The organism is Micromonospora sp. WMMA1923 (assembly GCF_049179195.1).
Taxonomy (GTDB): domain Bacteria; phylum Actinomycetota; class Actinomycetes; order Mycobacteriales; family Micromonosporaceae; genus Micromonospora; species Micromonospora yangpuensis.
Window position 1 is genome coordinate 913429 of record NZ_JBMHLZ010000001.1, and the last position, 26859, is coordinate 940287.

The following is a 26859-nucleotide window of genomic DNA, read 5'->3' on the forward strand; positions in this document are numbered from 1 at the left end:
CTGGCCATGCAGCAGCCCTCCGTAAGCATCGCGCCCGGATCCGCGCTCGGCACGGCGATCTCCGCCTACCGCACCTGTGAGCTGGCAACGCTTGCCAAGGACGGTACGCCGGTCGCCTGGCCGACCTCCGGGCTGCTCCGGCAGGACGGCACGATCATGATCACCACCTCCCTGGGGTACCCGCAGAAGGCGTTCAACGTACGCCGCGATCCCCGGGTGGCGGTGCTCTTCTCCGACCCCACGGCCAGCGGGCTGACCCAGCCGGAGCAGATCCTGGTACGCGGCACGGCGGACTGCCCCGACGAGGTGCACACCGAGCCGACCGGGGACCTGGGCGCCTTCTGGGCGCAGATGTTCCAGCGCCAGCCGGTCAGCCGTACCTACCTCAACTGGCCGGCGACCATGTTCACCGACTTCTACTTCATGCGGCTGTTGATCACCGTCACCCCGACCGAGGTGACCACCCGTCCGCTGCCGACCACCACCGCCACGGCGGCCGGGGGTGCGGCGTCGACGTCGACCGAGGGCGGCTCACCGGTCGAGGGCCTGGTCGGTGCGCAGGTGCTGGCGGCGTACCCGAGTGTGGTGTTGGCGGCCCTGGACGGAAGCGGGGCGCCGCTGTTAATGCGCACCACCGTGACTGTCGGCGCGGACGGCTACCGGGTGGTGGTGCCGGACGGGGTGGAACCCGTCGAGGGCCCGGCCAGCCTGCTGGTCCACCAGCACGACGCGCAGTTGTGGAACCTGCACAACGCCAACGTGCGCGGTGAGCTGGTCCGCGGTACGGACGGCTGGATGCTGCGCCCGCGGCGACTGATCGAGCCGGCCGCCCGGCACCGGCCCCGCCGGACGGACTCGCTGCGCACGGTGCGTACCACCCGGGCCGCCACCCGCCGCTACCTGGAACGGCGTGGCTGGAAGCGCCCCACGATCCCGTGGGCGGCCTACCGCGCCCTGCGCCCCGACGGCAGCAGTCGGTAGCCGAGCCCTTCCTGTCACCGATGGTGAGAAGGGTTCCCCGCTAGACCGGAAGCGTTAACAGGGGGCCCTTCCTTACCCCTCAGTGGTCGAGGTCGGCGAGGATGCGTCGGGCGGCGTTGTGGCCGGCGGCACCGATCACGCTGCCGGCCGGGTGACAGCCGGCGCTGCCCGCGTACACCCCGTCGACCCCGGTCGCGTACGGCATCCGGTCGGCGAACGAGACGGTGTTGTCGACGTGGTGGATGTGCCCGCCGGTGATGCCGAAGTGCGCCTCGATGCCGGGTGGGGGCAGCGGCACCGCGTCGGCGATCAGGTCGCCGGTGCCGGGCGCGTACCGTTCGCAGATCTGCACCAGCCGCTCGACGTAGCCGGGCAGCGCCGCGTCCCACGTGGTGTCGGCAAGCTCGTACGGCACCGACTGGACGAAGAGCGCCGACGAGTGGTGCCCGGCCGGGTCGGCCAGCGACGGGTCGACGGTGGTGTGCAGGTACCACTCGATGGTGGGCTCGGCGGGCAGCCGGCCGGCCCGTACGTCGTCCCACATGGCGCGCAGCGCGGCCATCGGCGGCGCACCCCCACCACCGGTCAGCGACGCCGACCCGGGCAGCAGGTGGATGGTGGAGCCGAACGGGCTCGGCGCGTCCTGCGGCAGGCAGGAGAACCGGGGCAGGCCGCGCAGGGCCAGGTTGAGCTTGAGCGTGGTGCCGGTACGCCGCACCGCCGCCATCCGCGCGCTGAGCGGTTCCGGTAGCGCACCGTCGGGCAACAACCCCATCAACCGGTACGGGTCGCACGCGCCGAGCACCACCTCGGCGCGGACCGCCCGCCCGTCGGCGAGCACCACCCCGCTGGCCGCCCCACCGTCGAGGGCGACCGCCGTGACGGGTGCGCCGGTGACGATCCGGGCTCCGGCGGCGCGGGCGGCGTCGGCGAAGGTGCCCGACACGGTGCCCATCCCACCTTCGGCGATCATCCAGGTGCCGCCGGAGCCGGGCAGCCGGCACATGTTGTGCACCAGGAAGTTGTGCCCCGTCCCGGGGTCGTCCGGCCCGGCGTTCAGCCCGGACAGCCCGTCGGTGACCGCGTACATGCTGACCAGCAGCTCGGAGCGGAACTCGAAGCGGGCCAGGTAGTCGGCGACCGAGCCGCCGACCAGGTCGGTGAAGACCTGCCGCAGCGCCGGCCGGACGTAGCGCTGCGCGGTCTCGGCGACCGGCAGCGGCTCGGCGAGCCAGGCCGGCGCGAGGTCGTCGCGCAGCGCGGCCAGCTCGGCCTGCATGGCCTCGTCGGCGGCCACGTCGGCGGGGGAGAAGAACTCCGCGAGCTGCGCCCGGGTCGCCGCCTGGTCACTGCCCATCAACAGGTACGGCGAGCCAGGGCCGCCCGGGGTGGGCAGGAAGTAGTGCGGGTCGCGACGCAGCACCGGGATCCGCACGTCGAGGGTGGCCAGCAACTCCGGCGGCATCAAACCCAGCAGGTACGACCCGGTGGAGTGACGTAACCCGGGGACCTTCGGAAACGGCCGTTCGGTGCGGGTGGCGCCCCCGATCACCCCGGCGGCCTCCAGCACCAGCACGTCGAGCCCGGCGCGGGCCAGCAGGATCGCGGAGACCAGCCCGTTGTGCCCGGCCCCGACGATCACCACATCGGCCCGCGCCGGCAGCTGACCCTCCACACCCACGATCCTAGTGCCCACCGCCCGCCCCACCGCGCCCGTCGCCGGTGCGGCCTTGCATGCGTGGTTTCGGACTCGCGTGGGGTGCGGGCCTTGCGTGCGGTACGGCCTCCGTGCGTGATGCGGCCCTTGCGTGTGGTGTGGCCTCCATGCGTGATGCGGCCTACGTGCGTGATGCGGCCTTGCGTGTGGTGTGGCCTTGCGTGTGGTGGGCCTCCCTGCGTGGGCGGGGTGCCGCGCAGGGCGGCTCTCCGCGCGGGCAGGCCTCCGTGCGCGGGCGGCCCTCCGCGCGGGCGGCCCTCCGCGCGGGCGGCTCTCCGCGCGGGCGGCCCTCCGCGCGGGGGAGGGCTCCGCGCGGGGGAGGGCTCCGCGCGTAAGAAGGGGACCCTTCTCTACCGTATGCGTTAAGAAGGGGCCCTTCCTTTCCTGGAGGCGATGGATGTTCGGGTGGTGGGGACGGACGGTGGTGCGCGCCCGCTGGGGTGTGCTGGCCGCCGCGGTGGCGTTGGTGGTGCTCGGCGCGACCTGGGGTACGGGCGTGTTCGGGCAGCTCTCCGGGGGTGGGTTCGACGATCCGGCGAGCGAGTCCAGTCGGGCGGCGGAGCGGATCACCGCCGAGTTGGGGCCGCAGGGCGCCGACCTGATCGTGCTCTGGTCGGCGCGGGACCACAGCGTCGACGACCCGGCCTTCCGGGAGCCGGTCGCGGCCACCGTCGCCGGGATCCGCGAGCATCCCGCCGTCGCCAACGTCACCACCTGGTACGACACCCAGGCCCCGGCGTTGGTCTCCACCGACCGGCGGGCCACCTACGCGCTTGTGCAGTTGGCCGCCGGTGACGAGGACGGCAAGCTCGCCGGGTACGAGCAGGTGCGTCCGCAGCTCGACGCGTCCGGTCTGCGTACCGAGGTCGGTGGGGCGGTGGCGTTCCTGGAGACGGTCAACACGCAGACCACCCGGGACATCTTCCGCGCCGAGTTGATCTCCATGCCGGTGCTGCTGGTGCTGCTCGTGTTGATCTTCGGCGGGTTGGTCGCCGCCGCGATGCCGCTGCTGATCGGCGGGGTGGCCATCCTCGGCGCGTTCGTCGCGGTCCGGGTGGTCAACCTCTTCACCGATGTGTCGATCTTCGCGATCAACGTGATCACGCTGATCGGGCTGGGGATGGCCGTCGACTACTCGCTCTTCGTGGTCAGCCGGTTCCGGGAGGAGGTCGCCAACGGTCGGGGCACGGCCGACGCGATCGCCCGCACCATGGTCACCGCCGGCCGGACCGTACTGGTCTCCGGGTTGACCATCGCCCTGGCCATGGCCAGCCTGCTGATCTTCCCGCAGGCGTTCCTGCGGTCCATCGCCCTGGGCGGGATGGCCGCGGTGCTGGTCGCCATGCTCGGCGCGCTGACCGTGCTGCCGGCCCTGCTGGTGGTGCTCGGGCGGCGGATCGACGCGCTGCGGGTGCCGTTGCCGTGGCGGCGTCGGGGTGCCGGCCGGCCGGCCGAGCCGGGCACCGGCGCGTGGGCCCGGATCGCGCACAGCGTGATGCGCCGGCCGGTGCCGTACCTGCTCGGGGTGACGGTCCTGCTGCTGGCCCTGGCCACCCCGTTCCTGCGGGTCGAGTTCGGTGGGGTCGACGAGCGGGTCCTGCCGGCCGACGCCGCCCCGAGGCAGGTGGCCGAGCGGATCGCTGGCGACTTCCCCGGTGGCAGCATCGCCCCGATCGACGTGCTGGTCTCCGGCGCGTCGGCGCAGACCGTGCAGGCCTTCTCCGACCGGATCGCCGCGCTGCCGGGGGTGACCGGGGTGACCCCTACGGCGAACCGGGGCGACTCGACCCTGCTGGCGGTCAGTTACCCGGGCGAGCCGACCGGCGAGGAGGCCCACGACACGGTCCGGGCGCTGCGGGCCCTGCCCGCGCCGGACGACGCCGAGGTGCTGGTCGGTGGGCGTCCCGCCGCCGACCGGGACCTGCTGGACAGCCTGGTCGACCGGCTGCCCTGGATGGCGGTGCTGATGGCGGTGGCCATCCTGGTCCTGCTCTTCCTGGCCTTCGGCTCGGTGCTGCTGCCGATCAAGGCGGTGTTGATGAACCTGGTGTCGATCGGGGCGTCCTTCGGTGTGGTGGTCTGGATCTTCCAGGACGGGCACCTCTCCGAGCTGCTCGGCTTCACCCCGACCGGCTTCATCGAGCCGACCAACCCGATCCTGATGCTCGCCGTGCTCTTCGGCCTGGCCACCGACTACGAGGTGTTCCTGCTCTCCCGGGTCCGTGAGGAGTGGGACCGTACCGGGGACAACACCGCCGCGGTCGCCGCCGGACTGCAGTACACCGGGCGGATCATCACCGCCGCCGCGTTGCTGCTGATCGTCGTGGTCGCCGGCTTCGCCACCGGCGGCATGACGTACCTGAAGCTGATCGGCATCGGGATGATCGTGGCGATCGTGGTCGACGCCACCCTGGTCCGGATCCTGCTGGTGCCGGCGACCATGCGGCTGATGGGTCGGTGGAACTGGTGGGCACCGGGCCCGTTGGGCCGGGTCTACCGCCGGTGGGGGATCCGGGAGGCCACCGACGAGGAGCTGGCGGCCGACGCCACGTCGACAGCGGAGGGTCACTCGACGTTCACCCGGTAGTGGGGGTGGTCGATGCCCGGCGGCCCTAGGGTCACCTCCGGGCATCGACTCACCGGGAGGCCGGAATGGATCGTCGTACCGTGTTGCGCGCCACCGTCCTGGGCGCGGGGACCGCCACCTTCGCCGGGGCCCTCTGGCAGCAGGCGTTCGCCGCCGTCGCCCAGCCCGGCCCCAGCCCGTACGGGGCGCTGCTGGCCGCCGACGCCAACGGCATCCAGTTGCCGGCCGGTTTCACCAGTCGGGTGGTCGCCCGCTCCGGGCAGCGGGTCGGCGGCACCTCGTACGTCTGGCACCGGGCCCCCGACGGCGGGGCCTGCTTCGCCGCCGGCACCGGCTGGATCTACGTCTCCAACTCGGAGATCCCGCTGACCGGCGGCGCGTCGGCGATCCGGTTCGCCGCCGACGCCTCGATCGTCTCGGCGTACCGGATCCTCGGTGGCACCAACGTCAACTGCGCCGGTGGCGCGACCCCGTGGGGTACCTGGCTCTCCTGCGAGGAGGTGCCGCTCGGGCGGGTCTTCGAGACCTGGCCGGACGGCAGCCGGACGGCCGAGGAGCGGACCCGGATGGGCCGGTTCACCCACGAGGCCGCCGCCTGCGACCCGCACCGTCAGGTGGTGTACCTGACCGAGGACGAGCCCGACGGCTGCTTCTACCGGTTCGTCCCGGACACCTGGGGCGACCTGCGGACCGGTCGGGTGCAGGTGCTCTGCGCGCCGGCCGACCAGGTCGCCGGGCCGGTCACCTGGCGTGACGTGCCGGACCGCGACGGCGTCCCGATCCCCACCCGGCTCCAGGTAGGCGCGGCGAAGCACTTCAACGGCGGTGAGGGCTGCTGGTACGACCGGGGCACCTGCTGGTTCACCACCAAGGGCGACAACCGGGTCTGGGCGTACGACGCGGTCAACCAGCGCATCGACCTGGCGTACGACGACGACCTCGTGCCGGCCGGCACCGCGCCGCTGACCGGGGTGGACAACATCACCGGCACCGGCGGCGGGGACCTCTACGTGGCCGAGGACGGCGGCAACCTGGAGATCAACGTCATCACTCCCGCCGGGGTGGTCGCCCCGATGCTACGGATCGTCGGGCAGGACGGCTCCGAGATCACCGGCCCGGCGTTCTCCCCGGACGGCCGGCGGCTCTACTTCTCGTCCCAGCGCGGCATCTCGGGGGCCAGCAGCGGCAGCGGCGGCATCACCTACGAGGTGACCGGCCCCTTCCGTTCCTGACCTGCGGTTCCGCCGGCCGACGGGCGGGGCGGTTCGGCGGTGGCCTCGTCGCCGGTCGGCCGGCGGGGCGGTTCGCCGGCCGGGGCGACCCGGGCGCGACCGGCCCGCCAGGCCGACAGGGCCAGGGTGGCGGAGTAGCCGGCGAGCACGATCACGTGGAACAGGTACAGCCAGAGCAGCACCGCCACCCCCGCGCCGATCTCGAAGAACCCGCCGAACGGCACGCCCAGGTCCAACGGCAGCGAGCAGAAGAGCACGAAGCCGTGCAGGAAGCCGGAGAGGTTCGCCGCGGTGAACGAGCCGACGCCGAGCGAGGAGAGCCAGTCCGGCGAGGCCGGCCCGACCACCCGGAACACCCAGAGCAGCACCGGGGTCAGCACCAGCCACACCCCCAGGAACGACAGCACGATGCCGCCGAAGGCGACCCAGCCGCCCTGCTCGACCAGCCGGGTGGTGGTGGGCAGGGCGATCAGGATGCTGAGCAGCAGGGCCGGGGCGGGGGCGAGCAGGGGCAGCAGCAACAACCGGCCCCGCCAGCCGACCAGCGACTCGTCGTGGTGCGGCCGGGCCACCGAGACGAACGCCCGGCGCAGCCCCTCGCCGTACAGCGAGGCGGGCAGCAGCGAGGCCAGCGCCAGCAGCGGGGTCAACTCCACCCCGGCATTGACCAGCGCGTCCACCGCCCGGGGCGCGCCGATCGCGTCCGGCAGGGTCTGCACCGCGTACGAGGTGAGCCGGCGGACCCGGTCCGCCCCGGCGACCAGCCCGGTCAACCAGATCGCCAGCAGTGCCACCGGCACCACCGCGATCGCCCCGTAGAAGGTGATCGCCGCCGCGTGCAGCGACAGATCCCGACCCCGTACCGGCCGGAACGCGGCACTGGTGATCCGCTTCGTCCGCTGCCATGCGCTGCCCATCGCGCGGTAATTCCCCCTCGGCTGCCACGCCACTCATTAAGATCGCCCGCCATGAGCGTTGTCACCACCGAGCGACTCGTCGTGCGGGACTGGACCGACTCCCCGACGGACCTGGACCGGATCTACGACATCTACTCCCGGGCCGAGGTCAACCGGTGGCTGGAGGCACCGGGCCTGCCGTTGACCGACCCGGCCCAGGCCCTCGACCGGCTGCACAGGTGGCGGACCCGGCACCTGCCGCACGCCGGACGGTACGGCACCTGGGCGGTCGAGGTACGCGACACGGCGGTGGTGGTCGGCACGGTGCTGGTCAAGCCGCTGCCCGACCGCGACGAGTCCCGGCTGACCGACGACATCGAGGTGGGCTGGCACCTGCACCCCGACTCCTGGGGCCACGGCTTCGCCACCGAGGCCGCGCGGGCGGTGGTCGACCGCGAGTTCGCCTATGGCACCGCGCTGATCCACGCGGTGGTGGCACCGGGCAACGGGGCCTCGATGGCGGTGGCCCGTCGGCTCGGCATGACCCACGTCGGCCGGCGCACCGACTGGTACGGCGGCGCGGAGCTGGAGACCTTCGTTCGGCAGAACCCGGACGGGGCGTAGCCGGTCCGTCGACCGGAACCCGGCGCCGGTCTCGGTCACCGGGTTCCGTGCCGACGGTGGTGCTCAGCCGGCCCGGTCGATCACCGTGTCGTACCCGGTCATCTGGCCCGGTGCAGGACGTTGCGGTCGTGGTCCTGCTGCTGCTCGTGGTGTTCGTGGTGGTCCTGGTGGTCGAACGGCCGGCTGGGCTCGCTCCTGGGGATGTCGTGGCGTTCCCGCCACTCCTGCCACTCCCGCTCCTCCTGGTGGCGGTAGCTGGCGATCGCCGACAGGCGCAGCGCCGCGACCTGCCCGGCCGTCAACGGCCGCAGGGTACGCGCCAACGCCAGGGCCCGGCACGCCTCCCGGTACAGCGGCGAGGACTGCAGCCCGTGGTCGGTGAGGATGCCGACGACCTGGTTGATGGCCTGGATCTCGCGGACACGATCCAGTCCGGCGGGCGTCGTCCGGTCGGTGAGGTCCGGCCGGGTCGGCGCATCCAGGAGCGCGTTCGCGCCGGTGCGTTCTCGGTGCTGCATGCTGTGGTACACGGTCATGTCGGGGCCCCTCCCGGACGTTGGTCGACGTTGCTCCCCACCTACGTTCCGCGTTCAACGCCGGTTCGACGGAAACCCGTACGAAATCTGTGGCCCACCTCATCGCCACGAAACGCCGGTGACGGTGGACAAATGTTCGCGCGGTCTTTATCAGTGCTGTCGGTACGGGTGTCTTGGGTCACTCCGTCGCGCGGGTCGAATGGGCATCATGGCCCCTGTCGAGCTGAGTCGGTTACCACATCAGGCCGTTGTCGTCGGTGCCCGAGAATATAAGCACCACTTATGTTCGTCGCGAAGCCGCAGCTCAGGCGGCATCTACCGGGTCGACAATGGTGGCTCTGCCGCCACCTTCTACCCCCTTCCGCGGCACCCCGGCCACGGAGTTCAGCGGGCCGCCTGCCGGGCGCGACCCGGGCGGGTGCCCTCCTATGGTTGATCGGTGGAAGGGCGGCCCGTCGAACCGAGTGAGAGAGTTTCGTGTCCCGGCTCACTGTATCGACCGGGATGCGTAGCATTCTCGCGTTCCCACGTGGTTCAGGGCTCGCTTTTCCGCCCGGTTACCGAAACGCCTGACCAGGCCGAGGAATCAACGGCAAGGGGGCATGTGAGCAGATGACCGCTCCGGTCAGCGGCGCGCGGTTGGCCGAGATCCGCCGGCACCTCGGCATCACCCAGACCCAACTGGCCGGGGCCGCCGGGCTCTCCCAGGCCCGGATCAGCCAGATCGAAAGCGGCGCGGTGACGAACCTGGCCACACTGCTCGCCTACGTCACCGGCCTCGGCGGCCACCTCGACGTGGTGGTCCGGATCGGCGACCTTCATCTCGACGTCGCCGGAGAACGGGCGCGCGGGTGCCCAGTGGCAGACCCGGGGCAGGCAACCGCACCGGGTCCGGCTCTGCCGCCGCCAACATCCTGAGTCGTCCCCGGCATCCTGGGTCGTCCCCCGACATCCTGGGTCATCCCCGACATGAGCTCGACAGCGCCGGCCGGTGCCGCGCCGGAGCACGTTCCGGCGGGCAGGCAGTCGGTGGCGAGCAACGGCTGGTCTACCCGGTCTGCTGGTCGCTCAGTTGGGCGGACCTCGTCGGCCTTGAATCGCGGGCAGGAAGCTGACCCAGGCGTCGCCCGGGGGCCGCTCCGGTCCTTGTTCGTCCGGTACGCCCGACCGGGCCGCCGCCGAAGCGCGCCTCACCGCAGTTGGCGTTGTCGGGGCTGCGGTTCGGTATGGACCAGCCACGGTCGGCGGGGTGGACGGCTGCGGCGGTGGCGACGTCACGTCCGGTGCAAGCCCCCAGAGCCGCCGGCAGGTCGTCTGTTGTGACGCCTTGTAGCGCTGCGGGGAGCGCCTGCCCGCACGCACGCGCCCGCGCGACGACCAAGGCGGCCGGGCGGTCACTGGACCAGCACCATATGGAGCGCTCCGCCGATGCTCCACAACTCCTGACCTCCATCGACATCATCGACCAGTCGGTACGGGTCACCGACTACGTGGTCACCTTCGCCGAGACCCGGGAACTGGCGCTAGGCTCAGGCGAATCGATCGACCTGATCCGCCGGATCGCCAAGGAGATGACGTGACCCTGCCGTCCACCCCCCTCGACCAGGGCTGGTTCAAGTCGACCCGCAGCTCCAGCAACGCCAACTGCGTCGAGGTGCGCTTCACCGGTGACACGGTCGGCGTCCGGGACTCCAAGGACCGCAACGGCCCCACCCTCGCCTTCGACGACACCACCTGGACCACCTTCGTCCATACCCTCAAGACCAACTGGACGCCGCCCGCCTGAACCGGTTTCGTTCGTCGTCAGGCGGCCACATCACCAAGCGACAGAAGGCCACCGGTCAGGTGAGCAGCCACGTGTGGCACCGCTGCCGTACCCGCGACAGCAATCGTCCGTTGCCCCCACTCGGCGTTTGACCGGAATCGCTCAGTGATTATCCACGAGCAATGATTCGACCAATCTCGGCGCCTACTGCACCCATGACCATAGAATCGTCGTCCCGAAACGCAGCCCAGGCCACTGCGCCCATAATCTCGACCGGTTCGGTTAGATCACAAAGGACCCGTTGGATCAGATGCGGATCGAGTTCGTTCAGCATGCGGCGGGCAAGCTTCCCGTCACCGGAAATCGCCTCGGCTGGCCAGGTTGCACTTCCAAGCCAAGCCAGCAACTGCCGAACGCGTTCATCCTCCCCACCTCCCGCGAGCAGCAGCCTTGAGTTCATTCTCCGGATGAGATCCTGATCCAGCTCGGCCGCCTCTTCGCCAGAACAGCCCTCCAGCATCTCAAAAAGCACTATAGGGACTTTCCGCGCCGACATTGCCGCCGTGTCACCAGCCGGACGAAACTGAACCTCACCTTCACGCAAGTTCAACAACGAGATCAGTTGTTCCAGCACGGCCCTCGATGCGCCAACGAGACCGAATTGGGAAAACATTAGACGCGCATACACAAGGCCAGGCGCAACCAGGTCACTGTGGAACCGACCCCGCTCCCAAGAGATCCGGTTACCTGGGTGCAGACTTGCCGCACCGATTACGACACCCGCATCATCAAGGAGTGCAATAGTCAGATCCCCCGGGCAGCGGCATGCGTCGCCGGTAAAATCGCCCTGGGTCGCCCAACACCGAATCTTGCTTATTGAATCTTTATCTTCAATGAGAACAAGTTGCTCCCTCTCGGCGACCGGAGTCAAGCCCTCGCCGCCCGACAGAATCGCCAATCGCTGAACACCGCCCCACACCCCACTTAGCCATTCCTGGAGCACGCTCGTCCCGCCCATCAACAGCTCACTATTCCGCCTCAGTCATATGCTCCAATGCGCCACGAAAGCTTGAGTGTTCCACAACCACGTCGCTCCATGCTCCACTCTCGGCAACGATTTCTTTTGCCTCCGACATCGAGAGGCCTTGTCGACGTGCATAGACAATAGTTGACTGAACTATCGAGAGCCCTCGACCCTTTAGAAACCCCAGGATGTCATTAGTCCCAGCATCGCCAGGAATCGCCTCACTCAACAGGTCAAGATACTTATCAGAATCGAAGCTCGCCGCCATTATTTAGCCCTTTGGGCAGGCCCAGCTCGGCGGCGGACCAGTTCAGCGCGGCGGTGATCCCGAGGCCGCGGGCGCAGCTGGTGTCGTGCGGGTGCCCGGGCATCGCCGTCGAGGTCCAGATCGGCAATCCGTCCGGGCGCATGACGGCTTGGATGTTCGCGCCGAAGTCCCGGTGCTTTCCGGAGTACCAGGCGTCGATGACCTCGCCCTTGACCGACAGGGTCGTCTCGGTGAGCCGGTCACAGTCGAACAGCTTGCCGTCGAGGATCACATGCGACCAGCCGTCGGCGACGGCCCGACGCAGCGCGGTGTGCAGATCGGTGGCCTGCCCGGCGAGCACCGTGACGCCCTCGTCGCGGTAGCGGTAGGCGGTCGCCCTCGAGATGCCGAACCCGGCGGCCAGGAGGGTCATGTCCTCACCCTTACGGAACCAGACCAGCACCATCAACGCCTGGTAGAAGCAGGTCAACGCCCGCGTGCCCCGACGGGTACCGCAGGCCCGGCGCTGGGCGTACAGCAGCCGGGCAAGGTGCTGCACGAGTTCCCTCGGGACGTCGACCATGGCACGATAGGCAATCACGTGGAGCCCTCTCGAAGACGTGGATCTGCAAGGACATGTCTATCGATGGCTCCACGCCTGTTTCCACCACTGCCCAAATCGCCGGCTTCGCCCGTGTCACACCAATCAACCCTTATGCGTTGCTGAGATCACCTCAATAGACCTGGTAGCCCTGATGCATTGCGAATACGGCAGACTCGTTTTGAATAAGATCTCCAACACTGTTCTCCGCCAGAAGATCTGACCACGCAAACAACTGCCGGAGATCATCCGCAAAGAGATGGGAAAAGGTCTCGATCCTCCCAGTCTTCACTAAGGGATTCGTCGATCAACTCCAGCGCCCTGGCACCTCTCAGATCACTGCTTCGCGCTTCAATCAGCAAAGTGGCCACTGCCCGTCGCAGTGAGGGCCAGGCGAAAACGTGAGCAACATACTGAATAATTTCTACTGGCACCGTCAATCCTTGGACACTCTCCACCTGCCTTAGGATCTCGCCTTCCAGCAAGGCTTCACACTTCGACGACCGAACCACATCGCTAAAACTCTTTAGGGCTTCATCAATTTTTAATGTAGAGTTTGTTTCGGTCAAACGCTCTCCTATTCGAATGAGTTCGCGAGAGATCTCTGCCGCATTTAGCACTATGCTCCCACCTCGAACAATATTACTACCATCGCTCCTTATAGGATTTCGGCCCTACGTCGAATCCAGCACTTCGAAACGCCATTTCCGCAGCTTGCCGCGGCTCCAGACCGCTGGGCTTATAGTGCCCAGACCGGTTGTCCATCTCTTTCAGGCGACCACTGTACAGCTTAAACTCACCCGCTGCCACGACGTCCGCCCCTCGCGCAAGGTCGATGTGGCCATGCCGCTCCGAGAGGCGTGTTGTCCTCAGCTCACCATCGGGCATAACCACATAGATGAACCTCCCGGTGGCATCTTCTAGACCATCTGCCGGAATCGGATTAACTGGGCGGATCTCGTCCCCCGGTTCAAGGTTTCGCCACGTCCTACAAGACGGCGTCGTGTTATGAGTCAGAAGGGGTATTGCGCCTGCTACAGCATAGTAAGTGTGAACATTGCCTACGGTAAGATTGTGGACGGCAGCCCATTGAGTCGACCAACGGGTGATAGCAGCAATCTGGACTCGAGTGCCCACACTTGTCTGAAGCCATTGCCCAACGTGGAGATCCGAAGCATTGACCCATTCGTCAAGCTCGGGCACCCAGAACGGGTGACCGTCAGTAGCGATAATCTCGGCGCCTTGCTCTTCGTGACCATTTTCAACATCGACGGCGACCTTAACCAGATGTTTTGAACCTTCCCCACGAATCGCAGCTGTTACAGTTTCCGTGGTGGTCTCATGAGTCTCAGGATCGGTGGCGATCACCTTCTCGCCAGGCCTGATTTTCTCGATCGCCTTAGCGGAGCCATCCGCCATCAGCACAAGCGTTCCAGGCACAAAGCTGTTGCAGTCTCCGTTGGCTTTGCCGTTTCCTCCGTTGCCGCTGGTGCCGCCGTTGGAGCGGCTGCCTCCGCCGGAGGTTCCGCCTGGCTTGGAGGTTTCCTTGCCGCCTGCGCCGTTGGAGCTCTTCCCGCCGCCTCCGGATTTCGCGCCGCCGTTGGAGGTGGCGGATGAGGATTTGGGGTTGGATGTGGCTTGGGCTTGTTTCTGGACGGGGTTGCCGGTCTTCTTTGACTGGTTGACGGCGCGGTTGCTGGTGGTGTTGAGCTTCTCGGCGGCTTTCTTCTTCGCGGCCTGGGCGGCTTTCTTGGCGCGTTCGATGGCTGCTTTTTTGGCGGCGAGGGCGGCTGCTTCGGCGGCCTTCGCGGCGCGGAGGATGTTTTCGGCGCGGCGTTTGGCCTCGTGGAGGGCCTGGACGGCGTTGTAGGTGCGACGAACTGCGGCAATGATCTTGCCGAGGTGAATCAGCCTTTTCGGCGGGATGAGGTTGGTGACCAGGTCGACGCAGGACCAGACGCTGCCGCCGAAGCAGCCGAGGGCGGCGTTGATGCCGAGGAAGTCCTTCAGGACGTCCCATGCCACGGAGAGGATGATGGAGGTGACGCTTTTGCCCATGGTGGCCTGTTCTTGGGCGACCTGGGCTGCGGAGAGGCCTATGCCGGCGAGGGCGGCGGCGGTTTCCGATGGGGTGAGGGAGACGGACAGGCCCGTCGGGTCGGAGTGGGTGACGGGGTTGTTGTGGGCGTAGGTGTAGCCGTTGGACTGTAGGGGGTCGGCGAGGTCGAGGATGGGGTCGGCGGAGAGGAATCGGCCGACCACCGGGTCGTAGAGGCGGGCGCCGAGTGGGGTGTAGCCGGAGGCGTCGTCGCGGACGGCGCCGAGGAACCCGGTGTTGGTTTCGGTGTTGGTGGCCAGGTAGGCGGTGCCGCGGGGGTTACCGAAGGGATCCTGTTTCCGAATCCTCGGGGTCATGCCTCCGTTGAGGACGACTTCGGCGTAGGGGCTGCCCTGGTGGTCGCCGGCGATGGCGGCCAGGGCGGAGGGGTTGGTGCCGTGGGCGTAGCGCAGGACGCTGCCGCCGGGGGCCGAGTAGGAGCGCTGGGCGGCCGACCCGCCCACGCAGGCCGTCAGGACGGTCGGGGTGCCGTCGGCGGTGGCCGTGCCCTGCACCGCCAGGCACAAGCCGGACGCCACGTGCGTCAGTTGGCCGGTGGAGGAACGTTCCCACCGCTGCCCGGCTCCGCCGGCACACTTCTGCAGTTGCACCGCGGATCCGGCGGTACCACCAGCGGGTTACCCGTCCGCCGTGGGAGCAGTATGCGGTATGCATACCGATCCATTCCCCACGGAGGTTGAATGGTTACCCTCGATGAGGCGACCTGAGCGGAGTCGGCGGTAGATGGCGAGGTTCCCCGTGACCCACCCGAACTGTCCCCGCTGCGGCAGCCTGTCAGCAGGGCAACCTCGACGAGGCTGCACACACCGCGAATGAGCCTGCTGCCCGACCTCGACCAGGTCAGCTCAGGGCGAGTGAGTCGGCACCTTGCGTAACTCCGGTCCACGCTGGCCCAGCCGCGGCGCTCGGCGGCCCCGACCAGGGACTTCATCGAGGCCTACGATCAGACGATGGGCGGCTGAACGCCCAACCGGATGTCCCGTGTCCGGGAACCCGGACGCACACCCCGACGCGACGGGCCCGAGCAGGAATCTGCTCGGGCCCGTTCGTTCGCCGATGGGTACGGTCAGCCGAAGGACTTCATGCCGCTCCAGTCCGAGCCCAGCACGACCTTCACCGCGGCACCCGTGCTGGTACGGGAGGGGTAGTAGAGCCGGATCTGGCCGTCGGTACCGGAGCGGGTCCAGAAGTCGGGCACTCCGTCCCCGCTGACGTCCGGGATGGTGATCAGTGCGCTGATGTTCGCCTCCGACCATCCGGTGCCGTAGGAGACGTCGCCGTCGCGGGAGGCGGCGGCCTGCTTGAGGGAGTTGAGGTCAACGCTGCCGGGGACCGGGCCCGGCCGGCCGTGGCGGACGTACATGTTGCCGTTGTCCAGGTTGCGCCAGAGGAGGTCCGGGGTGCCGTCCTGGTCGATGTCGGCGACGTTTGCGGCGTCCCGGCGGGCCCAGGCGGTGCCCTCCATCAGGGTGGCCTCCTGGAAGCTGGCGCCGGTGTAGCCGGAGAGGGCCCACAGGGCGGTGCCGGCCCGGACGAACAGGTCCGGCAGGGTGTCGCCGGTGACGTCACCGACTGCCTTGAGCTGGGTCCAGGTCGCCGGGTCCGGTGCGTTGGCAGGCAGCAGGACCCGTAGCCGGCGGTTGACGTCGAAGCTGCCGTAGCCGTCGCCGGGGTAGAGCCAGAACCGGCCGTCGGGGGTACGGGCGAACAGGTCGGTGGCGCCGTCGCCCGGGTACGCGTCGTCGTACTTGGTGATCAGGGCGGCCTTGCCGCTGGCCGGGTCGAACCAGTGGCCGGACGGGTTCAGGGTGTTGCCCTTGGTGTACGAGGCGGCGAGCCAGGAGTAGATTTCGCCGCCCTCGTCGCCGACGTAGTTTCGCAGGTTTCCGTCGGTGTCCACGAGGAGCAGGTCGGGAAGCTGGTCGCCGGTGGTGTCGCCGGGTTTGTCGGCGGTGTCCCTCGGCGGTACGTAGAAGGTGTAGTCGGTGCGCACACTGCGGTTGCCGGCGGCGTCGTAGGCGTACACGTGCAGGGTGTTGGGGCCGGTGTGGCGGGGGCGGAGGCCGGTGACGGTGGCCTCGCCGCCCGCGGCGGGGACCGGTTCACTGCCGATGCTCTCGAAGGAGTACGTGAAGCTGGTCGCGCCGGTGGCGGTGAAACGGACCGTGCCGGTTCCGCCGAACTTCACCGTCGACCAGGTGGCCCCGTCGGGGGTTGCTTCCAGGAACTGCTCGCTGAAGACGTCCGGGGCCGGGGGTGCGGAGGCGTCGATGGTGAACCGGCAGGGTTCGGTGCCGGGTGGGTAGTACGACGAGTTGGCGTTCGAGTGGTCCTCGGCGCGGACGTCCCAGGAGTAGGTGGCCTGGTCCACCAGGGAACTGGCCTGGATCGTCAGGGACGCCTTGCCGGTGCTGCTCGTGGTGACGAGGGTGCCGGCGGGCACCGTGGTGCCGGTGCGCCAAAACCGGAACCGCAGTCCCTTGAGGTTGCCGTCCTTGTCGGAGGCGGTCGCCGACAGGGTGATGGCGGTGCGGGCGATGGTGGCTCCGGCACCGGGGCCGGGTACGCAGGCACCACCGGGCGAGGTCCGGCCGTCCTTCGGCTCGGTCGGCGGGGTGTTGTAGACGACCTCCAGCTCGGCGCTGTTGGCCCGGAACTTGCGCCAGGTGAGGGTGTCGGACTCGCTGGTGGCACGCATGCCCAGGGTGATGCTGCCCCACCCCTTGCTGGCGGCGGCCCTGGCAGCGTCGAGGACGGTGAAGCTGGCGTAGTCCTTGTCGCAGTTCGAGGCGTAGCCGTGGGCGAAGGACCTGCGCTGTTGGAGGGTCTGCCACTCGGGTTGTTTGTTCCAGGTGGTGCTGGAGGAGATGGCCCCGGTCAGCCAGAGCTGCATCTCCCGGGCGGTGCAGGACCAGGAGTGGGTGTTCTCGACCCGGAAGGTGGCCTCGCTGACCGTGGCACCCTTGATTCGGCTGTCGAAGTTCATCCGCCAGAAGGAACGAGTCAACAGCGGGGTGTCGCTCTCGTAGCCGACCCGGGCGACCGAGGTGCCGGAGTTGAAGTTGGTGCTGTAGAAGGTGTTCGTGTTGGGGTGCTGTTTCAGGATGGTGGCCCAGGACTGCAGCCCGCTCTTGAGGGTCGGGTCCAGGAAGACGGGGAAGGTCGTCTCGGCGTCGGTGAGCAGTCCGGTGGCGGCGGCGTCGAGGTGCAGGCGGGCCTCGCCGGTGCCGTCGCCGTCGAGGCGGGTGGTCATCGGTGCCTGGCGGGCACCGGGCTCGGCCCCGGTGAGCCCGGAGAGCTGTAGCACGTCGGCGGGGGTGGCCACGGAGGTTCGCGGCGGCACCTCGGGGGAGGAGGGTTCCCGGCCGGCGGAGTCCCAGGCGTAGGGGCTGGGGATCGAGCTGATCTCCTTGCCGCTGTCCGGGTCGAGGACCATGACCCCGTGGGTGGCCTGGTCACGCTGGAACACCGCGCTGGTGGAGCGCAGTCCGTAGGTCAGCGAGGCGACCGCGCCGGTGGTGGCGGGAGTGTTGTTCTTGACGATCAGCAGTTGTCCGAAGCCGCCCTCCTCGCGGGCGACGACGAGCAGGTCCACCCCGGGGTGTACCTCGGGGTAGAGGGCCCGGGGGCCGTCGAGCACCGGCGCCGGCAGGGGACCGGGCCACAGGTAGCTGACGGTGTGCTCGCCGATCTGCACCTCGGCCAGGACCGTGTCGGCGGGCTCGGCGGCGGCCTCGGGCTCGGCTTCGGTGTGGGCGACCGGGAGCAGCCGCAGGGACTGGGTGGTGCCGCCGGGCTTTTTCCGGTTCCCGCCCGGTGCGGGGGTGCCGCCGGAGAAGCGGACCGGGGTGGGCGCGTTGACCGGGCGGATGTCGAGGCCGTCGGCGGTCTGCCCGGAGCGGGTCAGGGTGGTGTCGACCGCTGCCCACCCGCCGGTGTCGGTCTTCAGCCGCCGGGGCAACGCGGAGATGGTGGTCCGCAGCTGTCCACTGGGCAGCGCCCAGGTCTGGGAGGTCTCCGTGGTCTCGGTCTCCACCACCACCTCCTGCCCGGTACGGCGGGCCTCGGCCATCGCGCTCGCATGGTCACGTTCGGCGACAGCCGGAGCTGCCGCGGTGGCCCGGTCCCGCCCGACCCGGGGGTCCTCGGGTCGCAGCCAGAACGGCAGCGCGGCGGCGAGCAGGGCGGCCAGCAGGAAGCCCATGGTGCACAGCAGCCGGGTGCGCGTACGCACGAAGGGTTCGATCAGGCGTGGCGCGGTCACGGCGGTCTACTCCCGTGGGGGCCGGCGGACAGGGATGGCAACGACGGACAGCCCATCCGGCGGGGGCCGTGGGGGCAGGACGCGGGGCACACGATCGCACGCCACCGATCGATCGCGTTAGCGTCGCCAGGTTTACCTTTTCGTGATCATCACGCAGTGGTGATCGACGGTTACGCCCGCGAGATCGAGCTTTTGCGCCATTTGTCGCAGGTCAGCTAAGGGAAGAATCTCCACAAGTCCACTGTGGGAGAAAGTTCCGGCACGCGAGGTTGAGCCGTGATTTGCCGGTGACAGAGGTCACTGCCGCGAGGTCGACATCACTGAAGGTGACCTTGAGTTGCTGCCCGTGTTGGTCGACAGTGCTCAGACGCATGCCGTGCCCGGCGTGTGCTCTCGCGGCCCTGCCGCGGGTCTCCTTTCGTCTGCACGCCTGGGTGGGAGTCGACGTATGCCTGGAACCGGTTTGCTGCTCCGACGGCGGCCCGGCCGACCCGACCCGGCGACCACGAGCCGGCTGCCCTGGTCCCGCACCCGCACGGCCATCGCCCTGGCGCTCTCGACCACCCTGCTGGTCACGCTGGTGCCGGCCGAGGCGTGGGCGGTGCCCGGCCCCGGGATGAGCCGCACCGGGATGCCTGTCGAGTTGCCGGAGATCCCGACCATGGTGCACGTCGACCGGGACGAGGAGGCCGACAGCGGGTTGGCCACCGCGGCCGAGGTGCCGGTGGTGCCGTACGAGCCGGAGGCCGTCGAACCCTGGCAGGCCGACAGCGGCGCGGTCGACCTGACCGGGGCCGCTCCCGGCGTACCCCTGCCGGTGGAGGACCTGCCGGTCGCCCTGGGGGTGCCGGCGGGCGGTGACCCGGCCGACCTCGTCGGCACCTGGACGGTCGACCTGGCCGCACCGGAGGCCTCCCAGGCCGCCGGGGTGTCCGGTCTGATCATGAAGCTGACCCCGCCGGCCACCGCCGACCCGGCCGCCGAGGTGGCGCTCACCGTCGACTACACGCCCTTCGCCGACCTGTACGGCCCGCAGGCCGCCGACCGGTTCGGCCTGATGCTGCTGCCCGACTGCGTCTTCGACGACCCCGACGGCGGTGACTGCGCCGCCGACCCGGGTGGGGCGGCCCCGCTGCGGGTGTCTCCCTTCCAGGTACCCGGCCAGGACACCGAGCCGGCCATCTCCAGCGAGGTGGAGCTGGTCCCCGCCGACGAGGCACCCACCACCGCCGGGGACGACGAGCCGACCCGGCGGATCGTCAACGGCCGCGTCTCGGTCGCCTCCCTGCTCACCGGTGCGGGTGGCCCCGCCGCCCGCGCCGCCAACCCCACCGGTTCGGGAGTGGTCGGGGTGCTGGACACCGGGGCCTCGGCCGCCGGTGACTTCACCGCCACCCCGATGCTCTCCTCCGGCTCCTGGGCCGCCGGTGCCTCCTCCGGCGCCTTCACCTACGGGTACCAGGTGCAGGTGCCCGAGGCGGCCGGCGGTCTCCAGCCGAAGATCAACCTGGGGTACTCCTCCCAGTCGGTCGACGGGCGTACCTCGGCCACCAACAACCAGGCCTCCTGGATCGGCGACGGTTGGGACTACAGCGCGGGGGCGATCACCCGCAGCTACGCCAACTGCACCCAGGACTCCAAGAAGGCCGGGGCGAACAACGCCACCCACCGCACCGGCGACTTCTGCTGGGGCTCGAACAACGCCACCCTCTCCCTCGGCGGTGCCACCACCGAGCTGGTCTGGGACGCCGACGAGGAGACCTGGCTCACCGCCAACGGTGACGGCTCCAAGGTGGAGCTGGTCAAGGACACCGGCAAGGCCAACGGGGACGCCGACGGCGAGTACTGGGTGGTCACCACCCGCGACGGCACGCGGCACCACTTCGGCCTGCACCGGCTGCCCGGCTGGACCTCCGGTGACCCGGTCACCGACTCGGTGCTCACCGTCCCGGTGTACGGCAACCACGCCGGTGAGCCCTGCTACCAGGCGGGCAACTGGAAGGACTCCGGCTGCACCCAGGCCTGGCGGTGGTCGCTGGACTACGTCGAGGACATCCACGGCAACGCCATGAGCCTGTGGTGGACCAAGGAGACCAACCACTACGCCCGCAACTTCAACTTCAAGGACCCCGTCCGGTACGACCGCGGCGGCTACCTCAACCGCATCGACTACGGCCAGCGGCGCAGCACCCTCTTCTCCGCCGCACCGCTGTCCCAGGTCACCTTCTCCGTCGACGAGCGCTGCTACGCCGAAGGGTCCCTCACCTGCACCGAGGCCAACTTCACCAGCACCCAACCCGCCAAGTACCGCATCTGGTACGACACCCCGGCCGACCTGCGCTGCGCCGCCGGCCAGAAGTGCTGGAACGCCTCGCCGTCCTTCTTCACCCGCAAGCGCCTCGACCGGATCACCACCTGGACGCAGCGGCAGCCCGGCAACACCGCCCGACAGGTCGTCGACGAGTACCAGCTCAAGCAGGCCTTCCCGATCCTGCGCACCGGCCCCAACACCGCCCTCTGGCTGGAGTCGATCACCCGTACCGGCTACGGACGCGACGGCGGCACCGACAGGATCAGCCTCAACCCGGTTCGGTTCGAGTCCAACACCGAGGACATGCCGAACCGGGTCAGGAAGGACAACCGGCCCGGCTTCTCCCGGCTGCGCATCGCCCGCGTCATCAACGAGTACGGCGGCGAGACCGTCGTCACCTATCGGCAGCCCACCGGCGGCTGCGCCACCGGCACCGGTCTGCCCGGCAAGTCCGACACGGCCGCCCTCAAGTCCAACAACCGGCTCTGCTACCCGGCATTCTGGCACCCCGACCCCTCCGCCGAAGAGATCGACTGGTTCCACAAGTACGTCGTGGAGAGCGTCGAGGAACTGCCCGTGATCGAAGGCCCGGCGGCCAACACCATCACCCGGTACGCCTACGACGACCCGGGGTGGAAACTCGCCGAACAGGAGTTCACCAAGAAGTCCACCCGCACCTACTCCCAGTTCGCCGGCTTCGCCCAGGTCACCGTCCTGACCGGGGAGGACGACGAGCGTGACGGCAGCCGGCGGACCAAGGCGGTGGCCCGCTACTTCCGGGGCATGGGCGACACCGTCTCCGTGCCGGACGTGACCGGCGCCGAGATCGCCAAGGACCGCGAGGCCTTCGCCGGCCGGATCGCCGAGGAGCTGACCTACCGCGAGGCCACCGACGCCGACACCGACTGGCTCACCCGCAGCGTCACCTACCCGGAGGCGCGGGAACTCGGCAGCCGCAACCGCGACGACGGGCTCAGCCCGCTGCGGGCCTGGCGGGTCACCGAACCCCGTACCCGGTCGTTCACCAGGTCCTCCGGTACCGGCGACGACACCCGCACGCTGCGGACCGTCGAGTCGAAGACGACCTACGAGACCACCTACGGCCTGCCCACCCTGATCGAGTCCCTGGGTGACACCGGCCGCACCGGTGACGAGTCCTGCACGTCGGTGCAGTACCTGCACCGCACCGACAAGCACCTGATCGGGCTGACCCAGCAACTGCGTACCAGCCCCACCACCTGCGCCGCCGCCGACTTCGACACCCTGAGCACCCTCGCCTCGGCCAGCCGGACCGGCTACGACGGCGCCGCGTACGGGACCGCCCTGGCCGCGAACACCCGGGGACTGGTCACCCAGACCTGGTCACTCAAGGGCGACGGGACCGGCTACCAGTCCGACGGCACCGTCGCCTTCGACGCCCTCGCCCGGGTCACCGGACGTACCGACCCCGACGGCAGGACCTCCACCACCACGTACACCCCCGCCACCGGGCAGGCCTTCCAGGTCGAGGAACGCAACTCCCTCAACCACCGCCAGCTCCAGGAGATCGACCCGGGACGGGAGGTGGTGCTGCGCAGCACCGACCTCAACGACCTGGTGAGCGAGGCCCGCTTCGACGCCCTCGGCCGCCTCGTCAAGGCCTGGGGACCCGGCCGGAGCACCACCGCCACCCCGGACTTCGAAGCCGGGTACGTCGTCGAGACCGGCAAGCCCTCGTACGTCGTCACCAAGAGCCGGGGACACGAGAACCGGATCGACACCTCGGTCACCATCTACGACGGACTCGGCCGGGAACGACAGACCCAGGAGGCAGCCATCGGCGGCGGCCGGCTGATCACCGACACCTGGCACAACAGCTCGGGCGAGGTGTGGCGTACCCGCAACGCCTTCTACGCCGACGGCGCACCGAGCGGCACCCTGTTCACCCCGGCCGCCGACACGGCAGTGCCCAACGCCACCCAGTACGCCTACGACGGCCTCGGCCGGGTCGTCGAGGAGATGCCGATCCACAACGGCGACGAGGTGCCGCTGCGGGCCACCCGGTACAGCTACGGCGCCGACCACTCCACGGTGATCAACCCGTCCGGGGCGGCCTCGTACCGGCTGTTCACCGACGCCCTGGGCCGCACCACCCGGGTGGACACCTTCACCAACTCCGCCCGTACCGAGTTCACCTCGATGCGCTACGAACACGACTCCCGGGGCCAGTTGGCCAAGGCCACCCACTCGGCCGACCCCACCCGCCCCTGGACCTGGAGCTACGACCACCGAGGCCGGCTGGCCAGCGCCACCGACCCGGACAGCGGCACCACCACCGTCGGCTACGACCACCGGGACCGGCAGACCACCTCCACCAACGCCCGGGGCGTCACCGTCTGGAACGGCTACGACGAACTGTCCCGCCCCACCCAGCAGCGCCTCGGCGGCAGCACCGGCACCCTGCTCGGCCAGTACACCTACGACACCGCCAGCCGCGGCAAGGGCCTACCGGCCACGGCGACCCGGTACACCGACGGCCTGCCGTACACCCAGTCCGTCGGCGGCTACACCGAGGACTACCAGCCGACCTCGACCACCCTGACCCTGCCCGCGTCGATCGCCTCCACCTGGGGCCTGGCCACCTCCTACCGGTACGACCACACCTACACCGACACCGGGCAGCCCGAATCGGTCACCCTTCCGCCGGTCGGGGCCCTGCCCAGCGAGAAGATCCTGGTCCGCTACACCGCCGACGGGTTGCCGCTGTCGGTCTCCGGCAAGGACTGGTACGGCGCGGAGACCGTCTACTCCCCGTACGGGCAGGTGCTGCGCTCCACCCTCGGCGCCCAGCCGCACCGGGTCTGGACGATGGCCTCGTACGACGACGCCAGCGGCGCGCTCACCGACCAGCAGGTCTACCGGGAGAAGACGGGCGACACCAGCCGGGTCGCCGGGAACCTCGTCTCGCACCGCTCCTACGGGTACGACAACGCCGGGAACGTCACCGCGATCCGGGAACGGGCCACCGGAATCCACGAGCGGCAGTGCTTCACCTACGACGCGCTCGGCCAGGTGAAGAAGGCGTGGACCTCGGCCGACCAGGTCTCCTGCGCCGCCGGCCCGGCCGGCTCGGGTGGTACCCCCAACGTGGCCGCCGGCCCGGACGGCGCCGGTTACTGGCACGAGTACTCCTACGACCTGCTCGGCAACCGGACCACGCTGGTGGAGAAGGACCTCACCGGCGACACCACCAAGGACGCCACCTCCACCTACGCGTACGGTCGTACCGACGGCAGCCAGCCACGCACCCTGACCCGGGTCACCAAGGAGTACGTGACCCCGGCCGGTGCGGAGATCACCGCCGCCGCGCAGCGCCTGTACGAGCTGACCGGCGAGACGAAGTCGGTCACCTCGGTCGACAACGGCGACGAGCAGACCCTGACCTGGACGCATGACGGGCAGGTCGAGCGGATCACCGGCCAGGGCAGCAAGGGCAGGTCCCCGTACGTGGGTGTCGCCGGGAAGTGCCTGGACCTGACCGGCGGGCAGGCGGTCGCCGGGCAGCCGGTCCAGCTGTGGTCCTGCAACAACACCGCCGCGCAGAAGTGGACCTTCACTCCCGCCCCCGGTCAGCCGGACTCCGACGTCGGGGCCCTGACCATCTACGACGACTGGTGCCTGCAACCCGCCGGCAGCACCGCCGGATCGGTGGTGCAGTTGCAGAAGTGTGTCGGCGGAGTCGGGCAGCGGTGGGAACGTTCCTCCACCGGCCAACTGACGCACGTGGCGTCCGGCTTGTGCCTGGCGGTGCAGGGCACGGCCACCGCCGACGGCACCCCGACCGTCCTGACGGCCTGCGTGGGCGGGTCGGCCGCCCAGCGCTGGGAGGCGCAGCTCGACACCCGGCACATCTACGGCCCCGACGGCAGTCGGCTACTGACCATCAAGGGCCGGCAGGCCACCCTCGACCTCGGCGAAGCCCAGGTCACCACCCAGACCGGCGGGACGCTGGTCACCACCCACCGCTCCTACTCGGCCCCCGGCGGCAGCGTCCTGCGCTACGCCCACGGCACCAACCCCTCCGCCCTGGCCGCCATCGCCGGCGACCACCAGGGCAGCCCCTACGCCGAAGTCGTCCTCAACGGAGGCATGACCCCGAGGATTCGGAAACAGGATCCCTTCGGTAACCCCCGCGGCACCGCCTACCTGGCCACCAACACCGAAACCAACACCGGGTTCCTCGGCGCCGTCCGCGACGACGCCTCCGGCTACACCCCACTCGGCGCCCGCCTCTACGACCCGGTGGTCGGCCGATTCCTCTCCGCCGACCCCATCCTCGACCTCGCCGACCCCCTACAGTCCAACGGCTACACCTACGCCCACAACAACCCCGTCACCCACTCCGACCCGACGGGCCTGTCCGTCTCCCTCACCCCATCGGAAACCGCCGCCGCCCTCGCCGGCATAGGCCTCTCCGCAGCCCAGGTCGCCCAAGAACAGGCCACCATGGGCAAAAGCGTCACCTCCATCATCCTCTCCGTGGCATGGGACGTCCTGAAGGACTTCCTCGGCATCAACGCCGCCCTCGGCTGCTTCGGCGGCAGCGCCTTGTCCTGCGTCGACCTCATCTCCAGTTTCAACCTGGGGTGGAAAGCCGCCAGAAGTGGGATGAAGATCCTCTTGGCGGTACGACGCACCTACAACGCCATCCAAGCCCTACACGAAGCCAAACGCCGCGCCGAGAATATCCTCCGCATCGCAAAATCCGCTGAAGCGGCAGCACTCGCCGCCAAGAAAGCAGCCATCGAACGCGCCAAGAAAGCAGCCCAGGCAGCAAAGAAGAAAGCCGCCGAAAAACTCAACACCACCAGCAACCGCGCCGTCAACCAAGCCAAAAAAACCGGCAACCCCGTACACAAACGAGCCCAAGCAAACTCCAACCCCAAAGCCTCGTCGGCCGCCTCAAACAACGGTGGCGGGACAACCGGAGGTGGCGGGAAAAGCGCCGGCGGCGCAGGTGGCAAAGCAACCTCCAAGCCAGGAGGGACCTCCGGCGGAGGCAGCCGCTCCAACGGCGGCACCAGCGGCGGCGGTGGGAACGGCAAAGCCACCGGAGGATCCTGCAAGGACCCCAGCAACAGCTTCACCCCCGGCACTCAGGTCCTCATGGCCGACGGCACCACCAAGGCCATCGAAGATGTTCAACCAGGTGACCAAGTAGCCGCCACCGACCCCGACACCGGCAACATCGAGACCGAAACCGTCACCGCCGCCATCACCGGCGAAGGAACAAAGAACCTCGTCGCCATCACCGTCGACACCGACACCGACCACGGCTCGGTCACCGCTGACATCACCGCCACCGGCGGCCATCCCTTCTGGGTGCCGGAACTTAGCCGGTGGATCGACGCCACCGACCTCACAGCCGGACAGTGGCTCCAGACCAGCGCCGGCACCCACGTCCAGATCACCGCCATCGCCCGCTACGCCACCACCTGGGCCACCGTCCACAACCTCACCACCACTAACACCCACACGTACCATGTACTCGCCGGCACCACGCCGGTCCTCGTACACAACTGCGGGGGCCGGGAAAGCCTTAGCGACAACAGCTACGAATGGGACCATGACGAGACTGGTAGTCTTCTTTATGGTGATGTTGATGCCGACGGTGGATTAACTCTACTGGCCGACATGAAGAACAGCCCGGTGAGAGGGCAAGTGATCTTTAGGCGGATGATGGATTCGCTAGGCAGCAAGGTGCAAACAATCAACGGAAACCTTGTGGATGAGAACAAGGCGTCGTTCGCCGCAGCACTTGCGGGCGGAAACACGCCGGAGCAGGCTGCATGGATGACCTGGACCGGAAAAATGGCTCAAAGGCATGGCTTCACGAAGCTGTTGCATGTAGACCAAGGAGTCTCTGGAGGGTCCCCTGTTCGGCTGAAGTTCGGTAGGCCGTGATGCCTGGCGCGG

At 69.1% G+C, this 26859-nt stretch carries 15 protein-coding genes and 1 pseudogene; 8 read left to right on the plus strand and 8 right to left on the minus strand.

Translation table 11 applies throughout. The features are described from left to right. Window positions 1-6: 6 nt before the first annotated feature. Entirely contained in the window at window positions 7-981 is a 975-nt protein-coding gene (locus tag ACN28G_RS04235) for a pyridoxamine 5'-phosphate oxidase family protein (protein WP_421478447.1), read from the plus strand. A gap of 79 nt (window positions 982-1060) precedes the next feature. On the opposite strand, the gene ACN28G_RS04240 is transcribed toward ACN28G_RS04235, so the two are convergent. Beyond that, window positions 1061-2656: a phytoene desaturase family protein gene (locus ACN28G_RS04240; RefSeq protein WP_421478449.1), complete on the minus strand. Its 1596-nt coding sequence runs from the start codon at window positions 2654-2656 to the stop codon at window positions 1061-1063. A gap of 439 nt (window positions 2657-3095) precedes the next feature. Between ACN28G_RS04240 and ACN28G_RS04245 the strand changes: the two genes are divergently transcribed. Further along, window positions 3096-5285, plus strand: a complete 2190-nt coding sequence (locus ACN28G_RS04245; RefSeq protein WP_421478450.1) for an MMPL family transporter — start codon at window positions 3096-3098, stop codon at window positions 5283-5285. A gap of 65 nt (window positions 5286-5350) precedes the next feature. Continuing rightward, window positions 5351-6517: an alkaline phosphatase PhoX gene (locus ACN28G_RS04250; RefSeq protein WP_421478451.1), complete on the plus strand. Its 1167-nt coding sequence runs from the start codon at window positions 5351-5353 to the stop codon at window positions 6515-6517. On the opposite strand, the gene ACN28G_RS04255 is transcribed toward ACN28G_RS04250, so the two are convergent. Beyond that, complete coding sequence (locus ACN28G_RS04255; RefSeq protein ID WP_421478453.1) at window positions 6487-7434, minus strand: YhjD/YihY/BrkB family envelope integrity protein; 948 nt, start codon at window positions 7432-7434, stop codon at window positions 6487-6489. The two genes, ACN28G_RS04250 and ACN28G_RS04255, sit on opposite strands and share 31 nt — an antisense overlap. Before the next feature lie 51 nt (window positions 7435-7485). Here ACN28G_RS04255 and ACN28G_RS04260 point away from each other — a divergent pair, with 51 nt between their 5' ends. Continuing rightward, window positions 7486-8037, plus strand: a complete 552-nt coding sequence (locus ACN28G_RS04260; protein WP_421478454.1) for a GNAT family N-acetyltransferase — start codon at window positions 7486-7488, stop codon at window positions 8035-8037. Window positions 8038-8135: 98 nt separating this feature from the next. On the opposite strand, the gene ACN28G_RS04265 is transcribed toward ACN28G_RS04260, so the two are convergent. After that, complete coding sequence (locus tag ACN28G_RS04265; protein WP_091435524.1) at window positions 8136-8573, minus strand: hypothetical protein; 438 nt, start codon at window positions 8571-8573, stop codon at window positions 8136-8138. A gap of 612 nt (window positions 8574-9185) precedes the next feature. Here ACN28G_RS04265 and ACN28G_RS04270 point away from each other — a divergent pair. From ACN28G_RS04270 to ACN28G_RS04280, 3 genes are all read left to right on the plus strand, one after another. Beyond that, on the plus strand, window positions 9186-9491 hold the full coding sequence (locus ACN28G_RS04270) for a helix-turn-helix domain-containing protein (RefSeq protein ID WP_421478455.1): 306 nt from the start codon (window positions 9186-9188) through the stop codon (window positions 9489-9491). A gap of 494 nt (window positions 9492-9985) precedes the next feature. Continuing rightward, window positions 9986-10153: a hypothetical protein gene (locus tag ACN28G_RS04275; protein WP_421478456.1), complete on the plus strand. Its 168-nt coding sequence runs from the start codon at window positions 9986-9988 to the stop codon at window positions 10151-10153. Further along, window positions 10150-10359 (plus strand): DUF397 domain-containing protein, encoded by a 210-nt coding sequence (locus tag ACN28G_RS04280; protein ID WP_421478458.1) that lies wholly within the window; start codon window positions 10150-10152, stop codon window positions 10357-10359. The genes ACN28G_RS04275 and ACN28G_RS04280 overlap by 4 nt, the downstream gene beginning before the upstream one ends. Window positions 10360-10507: 148 nt before the next feature. Here ACN28G_RS04280 and ACN28G_RS04285 read toward each other — a convergent pair whose 3' ends face one another. The 5 genes and pseudogenes from ACN28G_RS04285 to ACN28G_RS04305 all read right to left on the minus strand — a co-directional run bounded on the left by ACN28G_RS04285 (window position 10508) and on the right by ACN28G_RS04305 (window position 18593). After that, complete coding sequence (locus ACN28G_RS04285; RefSeq protein WP_421478459.1) at window positions 10508-11356, minus strand: hypothetical protein; 849 nt, start codon at window positions 11354-11356, stop codon at window positions 10508-10510. Between the two features lie 251 nt (window positions 11357-11607). Beyond that, window positions 11608-12192, minus strand: coding sequence for a transposase family protein (locus ACN28G_RS04290; protein WP_421478460.1), 585 nt, complete (start codon window positions 12190-12192; stop codon window positions 11608-11610). Window positions 12193-12455: 263 nt separating this feature from the next. After that, window positions 12456-12830, minus strand: a complete 375-nt coding sequence (locus ACN28G_RS04295; RefSeq protein ID WP_421478461.1) for a hypothetical protein — start codon at window positions 12828-12830, stop codon at window positions 12456-12458. 385 nt (window positions 12831-13215) lie between these two features. Further along, a pseudogene (locus ACN28G_RS04300) lies at window positions 13216-14946 on the minus strand (RHS repeat-associated core domain-containing protein); the annotation flags it as partial. A gap of 449 nt (window positions 14947-15395) precedes the next feature. Then, complete coding sequence (locus ACN28G_RS04305; protein ID WP_421478462.1) at window positions 15396-18593, minus strand: DNRLRE domain-containing protein; 3198 nt, start codon at window positions 18591-18593, stop codon at window positions 15396-15398. A gap of 448 nt (window positions 18594-19041) precedes the next feature. Here ACN28G_RS04305 and ACN28G_RS04310 point away from each other — a divergent pair, with 448 nt between their 5' ends. After that, complete coding sequence (locus ACN28G_RS04310; protein ID WP_421478463.1) at window positions 19042-26847, plus strand: ricin-type beta-trefoil lectin domain protein; 7806 nt, start codon at window positions 19042-19044, stop codon at window positions 26845-26847. Window positions 26848-26859: the final 12 nt, after the last annotated feature.